This window comes from Hymenobacter sp. BT18 (assembly GCF_012273015.1).
GTDB lineage: Bacteria > Bacteroidota > Bacteroidia > Cytophagales > Hymenobacteraceae > Hymenobacter > Hymenobacter lutimineralis.
Map to the genome: position 1 here is coordinate 1,471,045 of NZ_CP050954.1, position 15,406 is coordinate 1,486,450.

At 60.7% G+C, this 15,406-nt stretch carries 12 protein-coding genes; 3 read left to right on the top strand and 9 right to left on the bottom strand.

Going from position 1 to position 15,406, the window contains the following annotated elements:
* Positions 1 to 4: 4 nt before the first annotated feature.
* Complete coding sequence (locus HER32_RS06065) at positions 5 to 1,408, bottom strand: DUF5723 family protein (RefSeq protein WP_168681237.1); 1,404 nt, start codon at positions 1,406 to 1,408, stop codon at positions 5 to 7.
* Positions 1,409 to 1,515: 107 nt separating this feature from the next.
* On the opposite strand from HER32_RS06065, the gene meaB reads away from it, so the two are divergent.
* The gene (gene meaB / locus HER32_RS06070) at positions 1,516 to 2,490 is read left to right on the top strand and encodes a methylmalonyl Co-A mutase-associated GTPase MeaB (protein WP_168681238.1); all 975 of its coding nucleotides are present in this window, start codon (positions 1,516 to 1,518) and stop codon (positions 2,488 to 2,490) included.
* 56 nt (positions 2,491 to 2,546) lie between these two features.
* On the opposite strand, the gene HER32_RS06075 is transcribed toward meaB, so the two are convergent.
* The 7 genes from HER32_RS06075 to HER32_RS06105 form a co-directional block, all read right to left on the bottom strand.
* Positions 2,547 to 4,343 carry a peptidase gene (locus tag HER32_RS06075; RefSeq protein WP_168681239.1) on the bottom strand — a complete coding sequence of 599 codons (1,797 nt, stop codon included), beginning with the start codon at positions 4,341 to 4,343 and terminating at the stop codon, positions 2,547 to 2,549.
* 78 nt (positions 4,344 to 4,421) lie between these two features.
* Positions 4,422 to 6,956, bottom strand: a complete 2,535-nt coding sequence (locus HER32_RS06080) for a DUF5916 domain-containing protein (protein WP_168681240.1) — start codon at positions 6,954 to 6,956, stop codon at positions 4,422 to 4,424.
* A gap of 179 nt (positions 6,957 to 7,135) precedes the next feature.
* The gene (locus HER32_RS06085) at positions 7,136 to 9,754 is read right to left on the bottom strand and encodes a M56 family metallopeptidase (protein WP_168681241.1); all 2,619 of its coding nucleotides are present in this window, start codon (positions 9,752 to 9,754) and stop codon (positions 7,136 to 7,138) included.
* The gene (locus HER32_RS06090; RefSeq protein ID WP_149072913.1) at positions 9,751 to 10,149 is read right to left on the bottom strand and encodes a BlaI/MecI/CopY family transcriptional regulator; all 399 of its coding nucleotides are present in this window, start codon (positions 10,147 to 10,149) and stop codon (positions 9,751 to 9,753) included. Before HER32_RS06090 ends, HER32_RS06085 begins: the two co-directional genes overlap by 4 nt.
* A gap of 158 nt (positions 10,150 to 10,307) precedes the next feature.
* Entirely contained in the window at positions 10,308 to 10,676 is a 369-nt protein-coding gene (gene folB / locus HER32_RS06095) for a dihydroneopterin aldolase (protein ID WP_149072912.1), read from the bottom strand.
* 248 nt (positions 10,677 to 10,924) lie between these two features.
* Positions 10,925 to 11,941, bottom strand: coding sequence for a DivIVA domain-containing protein (locus HER32_RS06100; RefSeq protein ID WP_149072911.1), 1,017 nt, complete (start codon positions 11,939 to 11,941; stop codon positions 10,925 to 10,927).
* Between the two features lie 79 nt (positions 11,942 to 12,020).
* Positions 12,021 to 12,962: a WD40 repeat domain-containing protein gene (locus tag HER32_RS06105; RefSeq protein ID WP_168681242.1), complete on the bottom strand. Its 942-nt coding sequence runs from the start codon at positions 12,960 to 12,962 to the stop codon at positions 12,021 to 12,023.
* 125 nt (positions 12,963 to 13,087) lie between these two features.
* Between HER32_RS06105 and HER32_RS06110 the strand changes: the two genes are divergently transcribed.
* Together HER32_RS06110 and HER32_RS06115 are read left to right on the top strand one after the other, a co-directional pair.
* Positions 13,088 to 13,756, top strand: coding sequence for a 4'-phosphopantetheinyl transferase superfamily protein (locus HER32_RS06110; protein ID WP_168681243.1), 669 nt, complete (start codon positions 13,088 to 13,090; stop codon positions 13,754 to 13,756).
* A gap of 10 nt (positions 13,757 to 13,766) precedes the next feature.
* Positions 13,767 to 14,375: a redoxin domain-containing protein gene (locus HER32_RS06115; protein ID WP_168681244.1), complete on the top strand. Its 609-nt coding sequence runs from the start codon at positions 13,767 to 13,769 to the stop codon at positions 14,373 to 14,375.
* A 109-nt stretch (positions 14,376 to 14,484) separates the two neighbouring features.
* Here the strand turns inward: HER32_RS06115 and HER32_RS06120 are convergent, their stop codons facing one another.
* Complete coding sequence (locus HER32_RS06120) at positions 14,485 to 15,366, bottom strand: transglutaminase-like domain-containing protein (protein ID WP_168681245.1); 882 nt, start codon at positions 15,364 to 15,366, stop codon at positions 14,485 to 14,487.
* Between the last annotated feature and the right edge of the window lie 40 nt (positions 15,367 to 15,406).

Genomic DNA, 15,406 nt, shown 5'->3' on the forward strand with positions numbered 1-15,406 from the left:
AGGCCTACTGCACTTTCCCCAAGCGAAACCGCAGGAAGCCCGCCGCTCCCGACACGTAAGGATTATCTTTTGAGACAAACCCCGTCACGTCGCGGGTGCTGATGCCGGCCTCGTAGATGGGCGTGGTAAGCGTAATGCCCAGCGGGATGCCGAAACCGTAGCCGGCTCCACCATTTACCCCGCTGCTCAGGCGCAGCCAGTGCCAGGGCTTGTAGTCGAGGGCCGCGCCCACGAAGGTATTGGGCAAGCTACCCGCTACCTGGTTTAGCGGCGTGGATACTTCCACGCCTGCTTCCAGGTTTTCGCTTACCCGCAGTCCGGCGCCTACGCGCAGCTTGCCGGGCAAGCTGGTTTGCAGCTGCTGGCCTGCCTCATACACAAACAGGCTGTCGGTGCCGGCGGCGAAGATGCGGGCGGCTTCCGTGAAAAAGTCGTAGCTGTCGACGCCGTTGGAGCTGAGCTGCTTGATTTTTTGGTCCTGGGCCGTGAGCAGGTTGCCTTCCCACTTCATCCGGCCAATATCCGTTACGGCTATTCCCACGCGCAGCAGCTTGCCGGCTTCAATGGCCACGCCGAAATCGAAGCCGTAGCCCTTGCCCACCGGCTGCAGCCCATTGGCCCGCTCGCGGAGGTTAAAGCCTGGTTGGGTAGCTACTTTTCCGTAATCAACGTCGAACAAGGGCGAAAGCGCCGAATACGACGAGGCTTTGCCATCGGCAACCTGCACGTCCAGCACGCCCACGCCCTGAATGTAGCGGTAACCCACCCCGCCGGAAACCCGAAACTTGGGCAAATCCACCAGCTGCCGCCCAAAGGCCACGTTGTACTCGTTGTACCAGGCCAGCTGAATCTTCGTGCCATCCAGCACTTCCGAGACCAGCGGCGCCGTGGCCGGATCGAAGTTCTGAAAAACCGGGGCTTCGCGACCCAGGAACATAATCTCGGCGGCGTTCTTATTCAGCCCGACGTGGGAGCTCACCCGCTGCCGGTTGCTGATGGCCAGCGTCCCGAACAGCGGCAGGTTCAGCGACACGGCGACCGTCGTAGCGTCGGCGTTCAGGTTCAGGGCATTATCGGAGGTAAAATCCCGGGACAGGCTCTGCTTTTCGGCCTGCGTAAGTTCCCGGCCCGAGGCATCCAAGAAACGTCGAATGGTAGCTTTGGTGAGGGACTGGGAGCCCACGCCAAACCCAAATTCCCCAACCGTAAAAGCAATTTTGGGGCTTCCCACCCGGGAAAGGTTGGCTGGGTTTACACCAATGGCCTGATAATCGGTGGCGAAAGTGACGCCCAGACCGCCGCGCCCTACTTGGCCAAAATTGCTGAAATCGGACTGCGCCAAGGCTGCTGAGGGCAATGCCAGACTGAGCGCCACGGCGCTCCAGAGACGAGTAGAGGACCGAACCATATAGGGAATACGTAACGTAGGCAGTAGCTTGCGCGGCCCCAGCTTGGTGGCGGGTTAGAACCTGCCGCTGGCGCAAGCTACCGTTTCCGCCTCATAGTTGCTTTGTCTTGGCTAAACGCTTTTCCGCTTCCGAATACGCCGACGGCATCCTGGCCGGCAACCGCCTCATTCTGAGCCGGGCTATTACGCTGGTGGAAAGCACCCTCGCCTCCGACCAGCAGCTTGCCCAACAGGTACTCGACCAGGTACTACCCCACGCGGGCCGAGCCGTGCGGCTGGGCATTACGGGCGTACCCGGCGTAGGAAAAAGCACGTTTATTGAAGCGCTGGGGCTGCACCTGGTAGCAAAGGGCCACCGCCTCGCGGTACTGGCCGTGGACCCCAGCTCGCCCCGCAGCGGGGGCAGCATCCTGGGCGACAAGACGCGGATGCAGCAGCTTTCCATGCATACCCAGGCCTACATTCGTCCTTCACCGGCAGGCCGTTCCCTGGGCGGCGTCACGCGGAGCACCCGCGAGGCCCTGCTGCTCTGCGAAGCAGCCGGGCACGACGTCATCTTCGTGGAAACGGTGGGTGTCGGCCAGAGTGAAACCGCCGTTCACGGCATGGTCGATTTTTTTCTGCTGCTGATGCTGGCCGGGGCCGGCGACGAGCTGCAGGGCGTGAAGCGCGGCATCATGGAAATGGCCGACGCCGTCACCATCACCAAAGCCGATGGTCCCAACGAAGTCGCCGCCCGCCGCGCGCGCCGGGAGTACCAGAATGCCCTCCACCTGTTTCCGCTGGGCGCTTCGGGCTGGAGCCCGGACGTCACCACGTGCTCGGCCCTCACCGGCCAAGGCATTCCCGAGGTATGGAGCGTGGTGGAAGACTACGTGCGCCACACCCAGCAGAACGGCTATTTCCAGCAGCGGCGCCAGGAGCAAAACCTGCACTGGCTTCAGGAAACCATCCGCCAGGGCCTGGAAGAGCAGTTCTACGCCCGGCCGTCCGTGCAGGCCCAACTAGCTGCCGTGCGGCAGCTAGTGCTTAGTGGCCAGCGCTCCGCCTTTGCCGCCGCCGCCGATTTGCTGAAGCTCTAAGTCATTTCCCTATGGGCACAAATAAAAAAGGCGCCTGCTTGGGGCGCCTTTTTTATTTATAAGTTCTTCTGCCAGACTTGGCGCAAGGCCAGCTGCTCGGGCGTAGCCTGGGGGTCGAGGCTGAAGTTGTAGCGCTTGATTTCGTCGCGCTCAATGGTGCGGCAGCGAATCTTCTTTTCCGCGCCCTCGTGCCGGACGGTCAGCTCTACCTCCTCACCGGGCTTGCCACTCTGCATGGCCGTCAGGGTTTGGCGAATGGTTTCCGGGGCAATAACGGCGCCGTTGAAGGCCACGAACTGGTCGCCCTTGCTCACGCCACAGGCCTGCAGGGTGGAACTCACCTCCGAAAACACCAGACCCGCCGGCTGCATGGCGTAGCCGTTGGTGCCCAGGGAGGCGAGCTTTCGGCCCGTGCGCAAGCTGGCATCGTAGCGGATGCCCACCTTCTGGTAGTAGGCCTGCAACGGCAGGGGCTCGGCATTTTCTACGTAGCGCGTGAAGAAGTCCCGAATCTCGGGGTAGGTGAGCTTGGTGAAGTCGTCGAAAAAGGCTTGCTCGCTTACGGGCTTGCTGGGGCCGTACTTTTTGGCCAGCTCCAGCAGCACGTCGCGCAGCCCCCGCTTGCCCCCCGACAGCTCCAGCAGCCGCAGGTCCAGCAAAGCCGCCGTCATGGCCCCGCGCTGGTAGATGTTGCCGTACTGCTGCTGCCCCTCATCGGTAAAGGAGTTCAGGCCCAGCTTTTTCAGAGAATAGGTGGTGTCGGCACGCAGGTGGTCGTAGGCCACTTTATCGTGCAGGGTGTTCAGGTAATTGTCGAGCGTAGTGAGGCCACCGCGCAGTTGCATCATGTGCGCGGCCCATTCCGTGGTGCCCTCATAAAGCCACAAGTGCTGGGAACCGGTAGGCTTTACAAAGTTGAAGTGCTCAATGATTTCGGAGTGGATGTTGAGCGGCGTCACGATGTGAAAGAACTCGTGGGCGGCCATATCGGTAATCTGCTGGGCGTATTCGGGCGTGAGCGGCTGCTCCTTCAACGTGTACTCCGAGCTGTAAGAATGCTCCCAGGCGCCCTGGCTTTGGTCTTCAAAGTGGTACAGGAAGGCGTAGCGCTTCACGGGCAGCTGCACCAGAAAGCTCTGGGCGGCGCCCAGCATCTTTTGCATGTCGGCCAGCAGCGGGCCCGCCTTGATCTGGTCGGTTTTGGAGTAGCAGTACAGCGCTACCTCGGCATCGCCCAGCTTGGTGGTGGCTTCCGTGAGCCGGCCCAGCAGAATGGGTGAGTCCACGGCCTGGTCGTAGTCCTTGGCGTGGTAGTAGCCCTGGGCGTCGGGCGTGAGGGCCGAGCCGGCTTTCCAGCCGCTGGGGTAGTTGATTTTCAGGCGCAGTGGCGCGTTTTGCAGGCCCTGAGGGTAGCCCAGAATGGTTTGGCCATTAAGTAAGGCGTGGTCCTGCTCCAGGGAGGAGCCGCACATGCGGTAGATGGCATGCTCTTTTACCGGCGTATCCCAGGTTTCGGCAATGGTGTAGCGGATTTCACGGGTTTTGCCGGGGTCGGCCAGCTGCCATTGGTTGGTGGAAATCTGCTTGGCCTCTACGGGCTTGCCCGCCTTGTCGAAGGCCTCAAACTTGCGCACGAAGCGGCCCATGTCCATTACCTGGTAGGTGCCAGGCGCGGTGGAGGCAAACTGATAAATGCCCTGGTCTTTCTTGAGCTTGGGCAGCTGCAGAGTTACTTGGAACTCGTCGGTGGAGCGGGCCGGGTCAATGCTGACGGTGTACGTCAGCTCGGAGGAAGCCAGAGCGGAGCTAAGCGGCAGTAAAGCCAGCAGGGCGCCGGATACTAAGGTTTTCATGAAAAACGAACGGGGTGGAAGAAACGAAAAAGCGCCCCGGCACGAGGTGGCCGGGGCGCGAAGGTACAGGGGAAGAAATCAGGCCCGGCGCTTGCGCAGCGTCAGGTAATCGAGAAAATACAGAACCTTCACCGACAGCGAGTTGCTATGAGGCGTGTTGATTGTGCGGCTCAGGTTGTCGAAGTAAAGGGGCGTCGATTCTTCGGCCAGCAGCTCATTGGACAGGGCATTCTTCCAGACCACGTTCACCTGGGAGCCGGGCGCAAACCACCAGGAGAAGTTGGCGTCCACGTTGAAAGCATTAAAGGCATTATCACGGTTGCGGCGGTAGTCTACCTTCAGTTCCTGCCCCTGGGGGCGCAGCACCGTAAAGTCGTAGTAGTGCACGCTGCTGGTGTAATGGCGCGTGCGGATGTTAAACGACATGCGGTTGTTAAACGTGTACGTGCCCGTTATCGTGTTCACGTACGTCATCACGCGTCGCCGCCCCAGCAGGATTTGGCCGGCCGCGGCCAACGGGCCATCCTGGAACTGGTCGGGGTCGAGGCCGCCATTCACGTAGCCTACCTGGTTGGGACGGGTGTTCCACTCGAAGTTGTAGCGAAAGGACAGCTGGTTGCTTACCCGGTACCGGGGGCTTAGGCTGACGCCATACCCCGTGCGCCGCGGCCGGATGCCATCCCGCTGAAACCACCGCCCGGCGGTTGATAAGTCAAACGCCAGCTTTTTGCGGTAGTCCGTGGAGATAAAGCCGTTGCCGCCGACGTTGGCCGGAAACCGCACGTAGTACGTGCCAATTTCGGTGCGGGGCTCAAAGTAGTCGTGGGCCTGCGCCGTGTAGTCGCCATTGAAGCCCACGGTGATAAAGCTCTTGGTAAACGTGGTATTGCCCCCGAAGTAGGCTCCGGCGCTGGTGTAGGCCGTGGGCCGGTACAGCAGCCGGTGCTCCAGCACCAGGTAGCTATAGGCGTTGTTTACTTTCCAGAATGGCTTGAAGCGGTTGAAATTGAGCTCCGCCACCTGCGAAATGGAGTTGTTGCTGAACAGGATGCCCAGGTCGTTGGGGTTATAGCCGTTGGATTCGATACCCTGGCTCAGGCGCCAGGTAAAGCCCCCGCTGATTTTGCCCACTCCCAACAGGTACTTATACCCATCCTGGTCGCCTACCTCGGTATCGGAGTTGAAGTACTGCCCGCGCCGCCGCGAGTACACCACCTGCCCATCCACGGCGTAGGAGTTTTTCTTGTTGGCCAGGCGAAACAGGCCGCCCGTCACGTTGGCGTCGTAGGTGCTACCCTGGCGCGTCACGTTGGTGTTGATCAGCGACACATACGAGTTGTTTTTCAGACTCTGGTCCAGCACGAAAATGTTGTAGTTGGCCAGAGGCTGTGTCAGAATGCGGCGCTGCTCGCCCTGCTCATCTTCGGCCGTGGCATACATGTTTGCCGCTACGGCGTTGAAGAGGCCCACGCCCAGCCCCTTGCTGGTGCGCCCCGATATCTTGGTGGCATTCAGCAGCCGGCTTTCCCCGGGGTTTTGCACCAACCGTTCCCCCGGCTTCAATTGCCCTTCGGCGTCGTAAAAGCCCATAGGCTGAGCTCCCACGCGGCGGGAGTAAAACAGGTTGCCTTTGTTGAACAGCTCCGTGCCTTCGGTAAAGAACTGGCGGTTCTCGTTGTACTGCACTTCAAACGGCGTCAGGTTTAGCACCCGGTTGTCGCTCACGGTCTGTCCAAAGTCCGGCACCAGTGTAGCATCCAGCGTAAAGCTTTCGTTGATGCCCCACTTCACATCGGCTCCTCCATTGACGCTCGTGCTGGTGTTGCGCACGCCCTGCTGTTTGTAGGGATAGTGGTTGACATAGGTAGAAATGTAGGGCGTAAACGAAAGCCGCAGCGGAGCTTTGATGTCGCGGATGCCCACCAACTCGCCCCATTGGTTCAGGAAGCCGTTGACCTCGGGCTTCACCTCGCTCCAGAAAAACCCTTGCCGCAGAATCTGGCGGTTGCGCATGAAGTTCAGCCCCCACACCTGCTCCTGCTGGGTGCTGAAGCGAATGGCGGAATAAGGAATGCGCAGCTCGGCCACCCAGTCGGTGCCGCGCAAGGCCGTCCGGCTTTCCCACACGGCATTCCAGTTAAAGTCTTCTCCTCCTGCAGGAGAATAGCGGGCATCCATCTGCACGCCGGAGGGTGTCACAAAGAAGCCGTAGCCATTAAGCTTGTCGTGGTAGGTATCCAGGAAAATGCCGAAGAAGTCGGTGTTGCCGATATCGTCGCGGGCGCCCAACTCCCGGGGTATTGAGTCCAGTGAGACATCATGCATGATAGCTCCCACGTAGAGGGCCGCATCATCATAGAGGATGCGTACTTCTGTGGGGTGCTTCTCGTGGGGGCCGGGGTTAGGCCTATTCTGAATAAAGTCGGTGGCAACGGGTGCCTGCTGCCAGACGGCCTCATCCAGTAAGGCATCCAGCTTAGGCGCTGCCGTGGTGATGCGGACGGCTTGTAGCTGCCGTACGGCCGCCGGAGCCGGCGAAGCAGCAGTTTGGGCCAGGGCGCTGCTGAGCATACAGCTCAGCCCAGCCAGCAACAGAAGGCCTGCACGTAACATTGAATAGAAAAATAGAGGTGAAAACCGATAGAAAGCCGGAAAGAAAAGCCAGGACCAAGGACCGCCGGCAGAAAAGCTGTGCTGCCATAGATGGGGACTGCGGGCCAACCGTTGCCTGCCGCCGGGCAATGGGCATAAAAAAACCGGCGCCTGATTGTGACGCCGGCTTTTTACATCCATTACTCACTCACTGAAATCTGGACGGTTTGTTTGCGCTTCTGCCCGGGCGTGGGTTCCGGCACATCAAGCAGGCGGCGGTACTTGCGGGCCATGGCCGCCGATTGGGCTTTCCCGTTCACGGTCAGACCGTCGTCGTTGAGCTGAAACTGAAAGCTCTTTTCCGTGGCTCCGAGCAGGCCATCCTTGCGCAGCTCCGCCCGAATCTCGTCGGAATCCATGTGCGGCGGGGCAGGTGGGGCGGGCGGCGCCGGGGCAGCATGGTGCGGAGGTGCCGGTGGCGCTGGTGCCACAGCCAGATGCGGGGCCCGCGGAGCGCGAGGAGGCTGCGGAGGCCGGGGTACCGTACCCGAGTAATTAATATTGGTGCTGGAGTTGCGCGTCACTACAAACGAGCCCGTATTGAGCTTACGGCCAGTTTTTTCGGCAAAGAGGCGGAGGTACTTGTCGCGCAGGGCCGCCGACTGCTTTTTGCCGTTCACGGTCATCTCGCGGGCATTCAAGCCAAGCTGGTAGTGGTTCAGGTTCTTGATTAGCCCGTCACGGAGCAGCTGCTGGGTCAGGGCACTTTCAAATTTGCGGTCTTCCCGGTTCCGGACAGCATCCGCCCGGCGCAGCGCTTCGTCGTGGCGGCGCATTTCCTCGTCCTGGCGCTGCAGGGCGCGGTCGTGGTCCAGCATTTCCCGGTCAAAGTCCCGCATTTCCCGGTCGTGCTCCCGCATGGCTTCATCGTGCAGGCGCATGGCTTCGTCCATTTGGCGCTGCTCCTGGTCGCTCAGGCCTTCGTGCCGGGCTTCGTCCAGTTCTTCCTGCTGTTCCCGTAGCCGCTCCTGGCGCTCCTGCAGCCGTTCCTGAGCTTCTTCAATCCGGTCCCGCTCTTCCTGGGTCTCGGCTTCCCGGTAGGCTTGGTCGAGTTTGCGCTCTGCCAGTCGTAAGGCCTCGCGGGTTTGCTCCTGCCAGTCGGCACCCGCGCCGTTGCTGTTTTCCCAGTTAAAGCTGAACGTATGGCCCGAGCCGTTTTGGAGGCGAGAGAGTTGGCGGAGCTTCACCATATCCTTTTTGCTGGGCCCCGGCATCGGGAAACGCTGCGGGGTGCCGTTATCAAACTGGAAGTTGAAGTCCGGGTTGCCCTGATTACGGAATACGTAGCCATTGGGCGCCACCCGGATAACCTCCGTGGTGGTCTTGCCTTTCTTGCCGGCTTTCGAGGCAGTTTCTACCGGCTGGCCATTCACCATCAGGTTGGTTACGCGGCCTTTCTTGTCCTTTTCGATTACCACCGTGTTGGCCCCCCGACCGGGCATCATCCCCGGAGCGGGGGCATCAACGATGACAACCTGCTCATTGGCTCGGCCGCGCTTGGTCTTTTGGCGAGACTTTGGATCATCCTCCTGCAGCTCATCTACCTCAACCTGGGCGGGCACCTTCGCTACCTGGGGCGCTAATTCAGATACCACCTGCTGTTTGGTCGTATCATCGGCCATAAATGAGGCCGGCAACAACGTACCGAGGGGGTTTTGGGGATGAGCCAGTGGACGCGGGTCGGCCAGGGCCACGGCCGTGCTCAGAAGCATAAAGCCTCCCAGCACCACGCAGGCTGCCATAAACCCTTCGGTAAAGGTGGGCGCGGTGCGGCCCTGCACCAAGCGACGGACCCGGCTCAGCAGCGTGCCCCGGCTCCCTACGGCGGCCATGGCCAGCTGCGGAGTCAGGCGGGGCGCAAGGTTGAGCTCGGCCAGGGCCGTGAGGGCCCGGGCCAGCGTCAGCGGGTTGCCACCCACGAGGGCCGTGGCCGTATCGTCGCAGCAGTTTTCGCGCTCTACGCGCAGCGTCGCCGTCACAAACCACACGGCGGGATGGTAGAAAAACAGGATTTCGGCTACCGACTGCACCAGGTTCATGAGGTAGTCGCGGCGGGCTACGTGGGCCAGCTCATGCGCCAGAATAGCCTCCAGATAGGTTTGGCTAAGCCCCGTAACCGTGCCGAGCGGCAGCAGAATCACGGGCCGCAAGTGGCCTACCACCATGGGGACGCGCACCAGCGCCGATTCCAGCAAGGCCACCGGCCGCTGCAGATTGGCCTTTTCAGCCAAGGTACCCAAGCGGCGCTGCCACTCCAGGCCCAGGGGCTGCACGCGGTAGTGGCGCAAGCGCTGCACGTAGGCAAGGCCCCCCAGCAAGCGGAGCGTCATGGCCAGCAGCCCGAGCAGCCAGGCCGTCACGAGCACGGGCAGGTTCTGATCAAAATACTGCTGCCAGGTGGCAATCTTGCCAACGGGCTCCACAGCTGCTGTAGGTGTAGCGGTAGATGCGGCCTCCTGCGTGGGTTGCCAAGCAGCCAGCCGGATATCAGCAGTATCTGCCGGCAGTTGCAGGGTTGAAGGTACTTCCGTGAGGGCAGCGTAGTAGTAACGCGCGAAGGTGACGGTAGCCAGCAGCAGCATGGTACCCAGGGCCAGACCGGCTACGCGGTAGCGCACGGCGGCGCTGTGCTTGCGCAAGAGCAGCAGCAGCCCGCCTAAGGCCAGGGCTACTACTGCCCCCTGCCACAAGGAGTGGACGAGCGTCCAGCCCAATGCCCGAACCAGCGCGGGCGACAACGTTTGTTCAAGCCAGTTCATTGGGCAGGGTCGTTTTGGTTTTCGATTTCGTCCAGGAGCGTGCGGATCTGGTCCAGCTCTTCGCGGGAAGTGTTGCGGTTGCCGAGGGCCTGCATCACCAGCTTCAGGGCCGAGCCGCCAAACGTGGCATCCACAAACCGGTCGAGCAGCAGGCCTTGCGTTTCTTCCTGGCGCACGGCCGGGCGGTACACGTGGGTCTTGCTCTCATCGTCGCGGTGTACCAGTCCTTTGTCCAGCATCAGCTGGAGCAGCTTGAGGGTGGTGGTGTAGCCTATCTCCCGCTTTTCGCTGAGGTAGTCATTAACAAAACGAACGGTGCTGGGACCGTGCTGCCACAGCACCTGCAGAATTTCCAGCTCCGACTCCGTAGGCTTGGGGGGCGGGGATTTGCTCATAGCTCAGAAAGGTTAGTCATACGAATCAGTTCGTACTTCAAACATATACGAAGCATATCGTAGAAGCAAATTTATTCTACGATTTATTTCGTACAATATTTCAGCCGTCTGAAATCAGCTGTATATCACAGCTTTGTTTGATGACCCGAAATCCTGCGCTACCGTTGCCCGCCCCGCTTCCGCACCAGCGTAATCTGGGCCCGGTGACAGATACCGCCCAGGGGTGGGTTGAACTTGGCCACCTTCACTTTCACGGAGCGGATGTGGGGAAACTCCTCCATCACCCGATCAATAACGCGGTAACCCAGGTGCTCCAGCAAGCGGGCCGGGGCCAGCATTTCCTCCCGCACTACCCGGTACAGCACTTCGTAGTTGACGGTTTGCTGCAGGTTGTCGGAGGCCCCCGCCGCGTGTAAATCCGTGCGGATGTAGAGGTCAACCCCGTACTTATTCCCGATTTTCTGCTCCTCGTCGTAGTAGCCGTGGAATGCGAAAAACTCCATGCCTTCCAGTGCAATCTGCCCCATGCGGTAAGTGAGTAACTAAATGAAGTAGTGAAATCAATGGTGAGCGGGCAGCAAGCTCCGAAACAAATTCCGGATAGCTGGGCCAAGCGTTGAATTCGCCTCCTACTGCACCCGCTGTACAACAAAAAAGCTGCCCCACGGGAGCAGCTTTTCAGGCTTATATAAATCGTCCAGTGGCGCTGGCGTCGAGCTAATTTTGCGGCATCGATTTACCCACTGCTCGACTTCGGCCTGGCATTAGTGGCACGCTATATTTCGTCGAAGAAAGATTTCTCAGCCTCTGCTTTCTGCATGCCGGGGTGCGTAGCGGGCGAAGGCTGCGTGATTTCCGGGTGGCCGGGGCCTACGGGCTGAATATCGGGGGCAATGGGTTCTACGCGGGGCTCCACCGGGTTGGGCACGGTAGCGGGACCGGGCTCATGAATGCGCGAAGGATCTACGCGGCCCGGGTTTTCGTCGGGCGTGCGGTTGGGCTGAATGTCGGGGCCAGGCGTTTGGGCCGGGGCGCCAGGGTCGGGCTGCTGGCCGGGCTTGGGGTTATAAGCTCCGGGCTGCGGACCAATGGGCGCCCGCTCAGCAGCGGAGGTGGCTCCAACAGCCGGTGCGCTGGGTCGGGCACCGTTTACGGCCGCGGCCGATGAGGTAGCAGAAGTATGTACAAGCATGGCAGAGTCGGCTTCAGGTGAAGGTTCAGGTTTATTCACCTTTACGCTGGCCGCCCGGGAAAGGATAGCCGCCATGGAGGATTTCGGCCGGTTACGGCTTTTCTCCACCTTGTCCAGGGCATCGGTAGCCAAGTGCTGCAGGTCGCGCACGAGGCCTTCGAGCACACCTTCCAGCCGCTGGTGCTCCTGCCCCAGCAGATTTACTTCCGTCTGCATCTCGGCAATGGTTTTTTCGGCCTGCTTGTAGGCATCGTCTACCACCGAGCGGGCTTTCTGGCGGGCATCGGCCAGCAGCTGCTCGGCCTTGAGCTGGGCTTCGCGCACGCGCAGCTCGGCGTCGCGCTGGGCTTGCTCGGTGATGCTGTTGCCGGTGTCTTCCGCCGTTTTCAGGGTGCGGTAGAGCGAGGACTCCACTTCGCGCATCTTCTGTACTTCCTGGGTGGCATGTTCCAGCTTCAGGCGCAGCTCCCGATTTTCGTCGCCCATTCGCTCCCACTGCTGGGAGAGGGTATTGAGAAAAGCTTGCACTTCGTCCTTATCGAGGCCCCGAAAGGCCTTTTCAAAGGTTTTTTGCCGGATATCGAGGGCAGAAATTTTCATAATTCAGGGGAATGAGCAAAGGAAAGGGTGGCGCCGGTCAGGCAGCCGGCGCAAGGCAGGAAACAGCAGCTGCCACGGCTTATTGCTCGTTGCTCAGGGTTAATTGCCACACAACCAAACTCCGGTCGTCGCTACACGAAACTAGCCGATTTTGCCGGCCCGACCAAAACAACTTGTTTACGGAAGTGCCGTGCCCGGCGTACCGGGCGCGGTCTACCACCCGCAGCAGCCGCAACGAGTCGGCATCCCACAGCTTGATGGATTTATCCATGCTGCAGGTAGCCAGCAGCTGCCCGTCGGGGCTGAAGGCGAGGTGGTTGATGGCAAACAGGTGGGCCACAATACTGCTTTCTTCCTTGTAACCGGCCGCCACGTCCCAGCGGCGCAGGTGCGCGTCGCGGCCGGCCGTGAGCAGAAAGCGCCCATCGGGCGAATAAGCCGCAGTAAACACCGAGTTGGTAGCCGCGGCCAGCGTGTGCCGTACGGTGAGCGTATGGGCATCAAGCACGTACACCTGCGTATCGGAGGAGCCAATGGCCAGCTCGTTCCGCTCTTCATGCAGGGCAAGGCAGCGCAGGCTTTTATCGGTGAGGGGTACCAGGTGCAGCAAGCGCAGGTCGTGGGCGTGCAGCACCGCCAGAGTGCCGTTGCCCAGCGCCACGTACACCCGCTCCCGGGACGCAGAGTACAGAATATCGAAAATGGCAGCCGGGGGCAGGGCCGTGGCGTGTACCAGCTGGCGGGCCGTCAGGTCAATAGCCTGCAGGCCCTGAAAGTTGTGGCCGATCAGCAGCCACTGCCGCTCGGGCACATGGCGCAGGGCGTACACCGAATTCTCTACCCGGGCCACCAGCTCCCCGTCCTGCGTCGGGTCATCCACGTTCCAGCTCACCACAAAGCCGTCGGTGCCGGCGGAGTATACCACTGCTTCGCCAACGGCCCCGCTCAGGGCGTACACGCAGTCACGGTGGCCGCTGAGCGTGGCCAGTTTCTGCACCTGCGGACGAACAAGAGAAGCCATAGCGTACTATAAAATCGGCTGCAAAGTACGGCGGATTTTGCGGGGCAAAATTCTTTACCCAGGCCTAGCAACAGAATGTGCGCCGGAAACCCGACTTTCGCTTACTGATCTACCTTGCCCGCCGCATGCCGCTTTCCTCCGTTCTGCCCCTCACCGACAACGCCCTGCTGGGCTTGTGGAATTTGACGGAATCGGCTGCGGACTTAGCTTCCTTCCTACCCTACGCCAACTGGTACGCGGCCCACTGCCCCACCGGCCGCAATGAGGCCCGCACGCAGCAATGGCTGGCGGGGCGGGCCCTGGCCCATGTGCTGCTGGCCCACCTGCCGGAGCAAGCCGCCGGCCCCCTGGAAAATGACGCCAACGGGCGGCCTTTTTTCCGGGAAAACCCGGAACTGGCGGTGTCGTTGTCGCACTCCGGGGCCTGGGTAGCGGCGGTGGTGAGCCGCCAGGGCCGGGTTGGCACAGATGTTGAACTAGTACGGCCCAAAGCCCGCATGCTGGCGCCCCGGTTTCTTTCAGCTAACGAGTTGCTGGATGCCGGGGATGAAGCCCTGAAATACAGCTTGTACTGGAGCGCGAAAGAAACCTTGTACAAGCTGCACAGTTACCGGGCCCTGGTGTTTAAAGAGCAGATTCTGCTTGACCCGTTTCGGCTGCGGGAGGCCGGTGCCATGACGGGGCACCTGCTCCTACCAAACTCCCGCAGCCAGCACCAGGTACATTACCGCTGCCTGTCGGCGTCCTACGTCCTCACTTACTGCCTCGATGCACCTACTTCTTCCCTTGCCTAATTTCCTTGTCATGAAGCTTCGCCGAATTTCTATCCTGGTTGCCAGCGCCTTACTGCTGGGTACGCTGGCCGTTGGCGTAGCCTGTGCTCAGGGGCCCGCCACGGTCACGGACTTCACCCTAAAGAATGCGGCCAACGCCGATGTGAAGTTGAGCTCCTACGCCGGCAGCAAGGCCGTAGTGGTGGTATTTATTTCGCAGAACTGCCCGTTTTCCCGCTTGTACCAGGACCGGCTGAGTGCTTTGGCCAGCACCTACGGGAGCCAAGGCGTCCAGTTTCTGTTTATTGACACGCCCATCAACCTGGAAGCCAGCGCCGCTACGGAGGCCGACAAGCTCAAAATCAAGACTGATGGGGTGAATAGCCTCACCTATCTGCGCGACGACGCGGCCCAGGTAAGCACGCTGCTGGGGGCCAGCAAAACGCCCGAAGCCGTCGTGCTACAGCCCACCGGCAATGGCTTTGCCGTGCGCTACCACGGCGCCATCGACGACAACCCCCAGGTGGAGGCCTACGTGAAGCAGCGCTATGTTCAGCAGGTGCTCGACAACCTGCTGGCGGGCCGGGCTGCTGGTGTAGCTTCCCAGCGGGCCGCGGGCTGCCTGATCAAAAAGAAGTAACCATTTAGCTTATCTACCTGCCACCACTGCAAAGCCCCAACCGTCTACCGACGACTGGGGCTTTGCATGTTCGGTGCCTACTAGGACATGAGGGGGCCGGCTTAGGGAGCTAGTCCTCCGTCTCGTCGTTAGCGGCTTCGGGCGCAGTTTCCGGAGCGTCGAGCAGGATGGACAGCAGCTGGGTCACCTCGGCCGACTTGGCTGGCTCCTGAATTTTCTCGAAGCTTACCGCCAGGTTACGCAGGGCCCGGCGCACAATATCCAGGTGCGAGCAGGGCTCTAGGAACATAGGGTTGGGCGTCAGGTTTAGCTGGGCTATGTAGTGCTCAATGTCGGTGCGGGAGAGGATGAGGCCGCGGTTGTAACAGTTGATGTAGAAGGGCTCCACATTGGGATTGGTGGGCCGGAACATGAGCACAAACAGATTTGGCAGATTCACCCCGTACACCGGCCAGCCCAGGCGCTGAGCCACCAGCAGATAAATTACGCACAGCGTAAGCGGGTTGCCGCGGCGCGTTTCGAGCACGCGCTGGAGCATGGAGTTGGCCGGGGAGTGGAAGTTCTGGGTATTGGCCGCAAACTTGTGCGTTTTGAAAAGTACGTGGTTGAGCGTCTGCACCTGGTCGGCGGGGTGCATGGCCGGGCGGGTGAGCGTCCACACCTCAAAGCGCAGCTGCTCAATGGAGCGGTTCAGGGCTTGCAGGTCGGCATCGGGGTACTGGTAGGAGTTCAACAGCCACATGCCCTCCAGCAGGTTTTCGCCACCCGAGTCGCGCCACACGCGCAGGCGCTGCTGCAGCCCGTCGAACTGCAGGTGGTGAATCAGGTTCTCCAGGCGCTGCTGCTGGTCCGGGTTTAGGGTTTCTTCCCATGACTCTTCCAGAAACGGAATAATGCTTTCCCCCAGGGTCTGAATTTTTTCCTGAATCTGGGGGGCAATTTCCGGGTCGTCGAGCAGGGAAATAAGGGCTTTAATTTCTTTGTTCGTCAAGGGAGGCAGCGTAGAGTCAGAAGAGCGGAAAGCCTAGAAA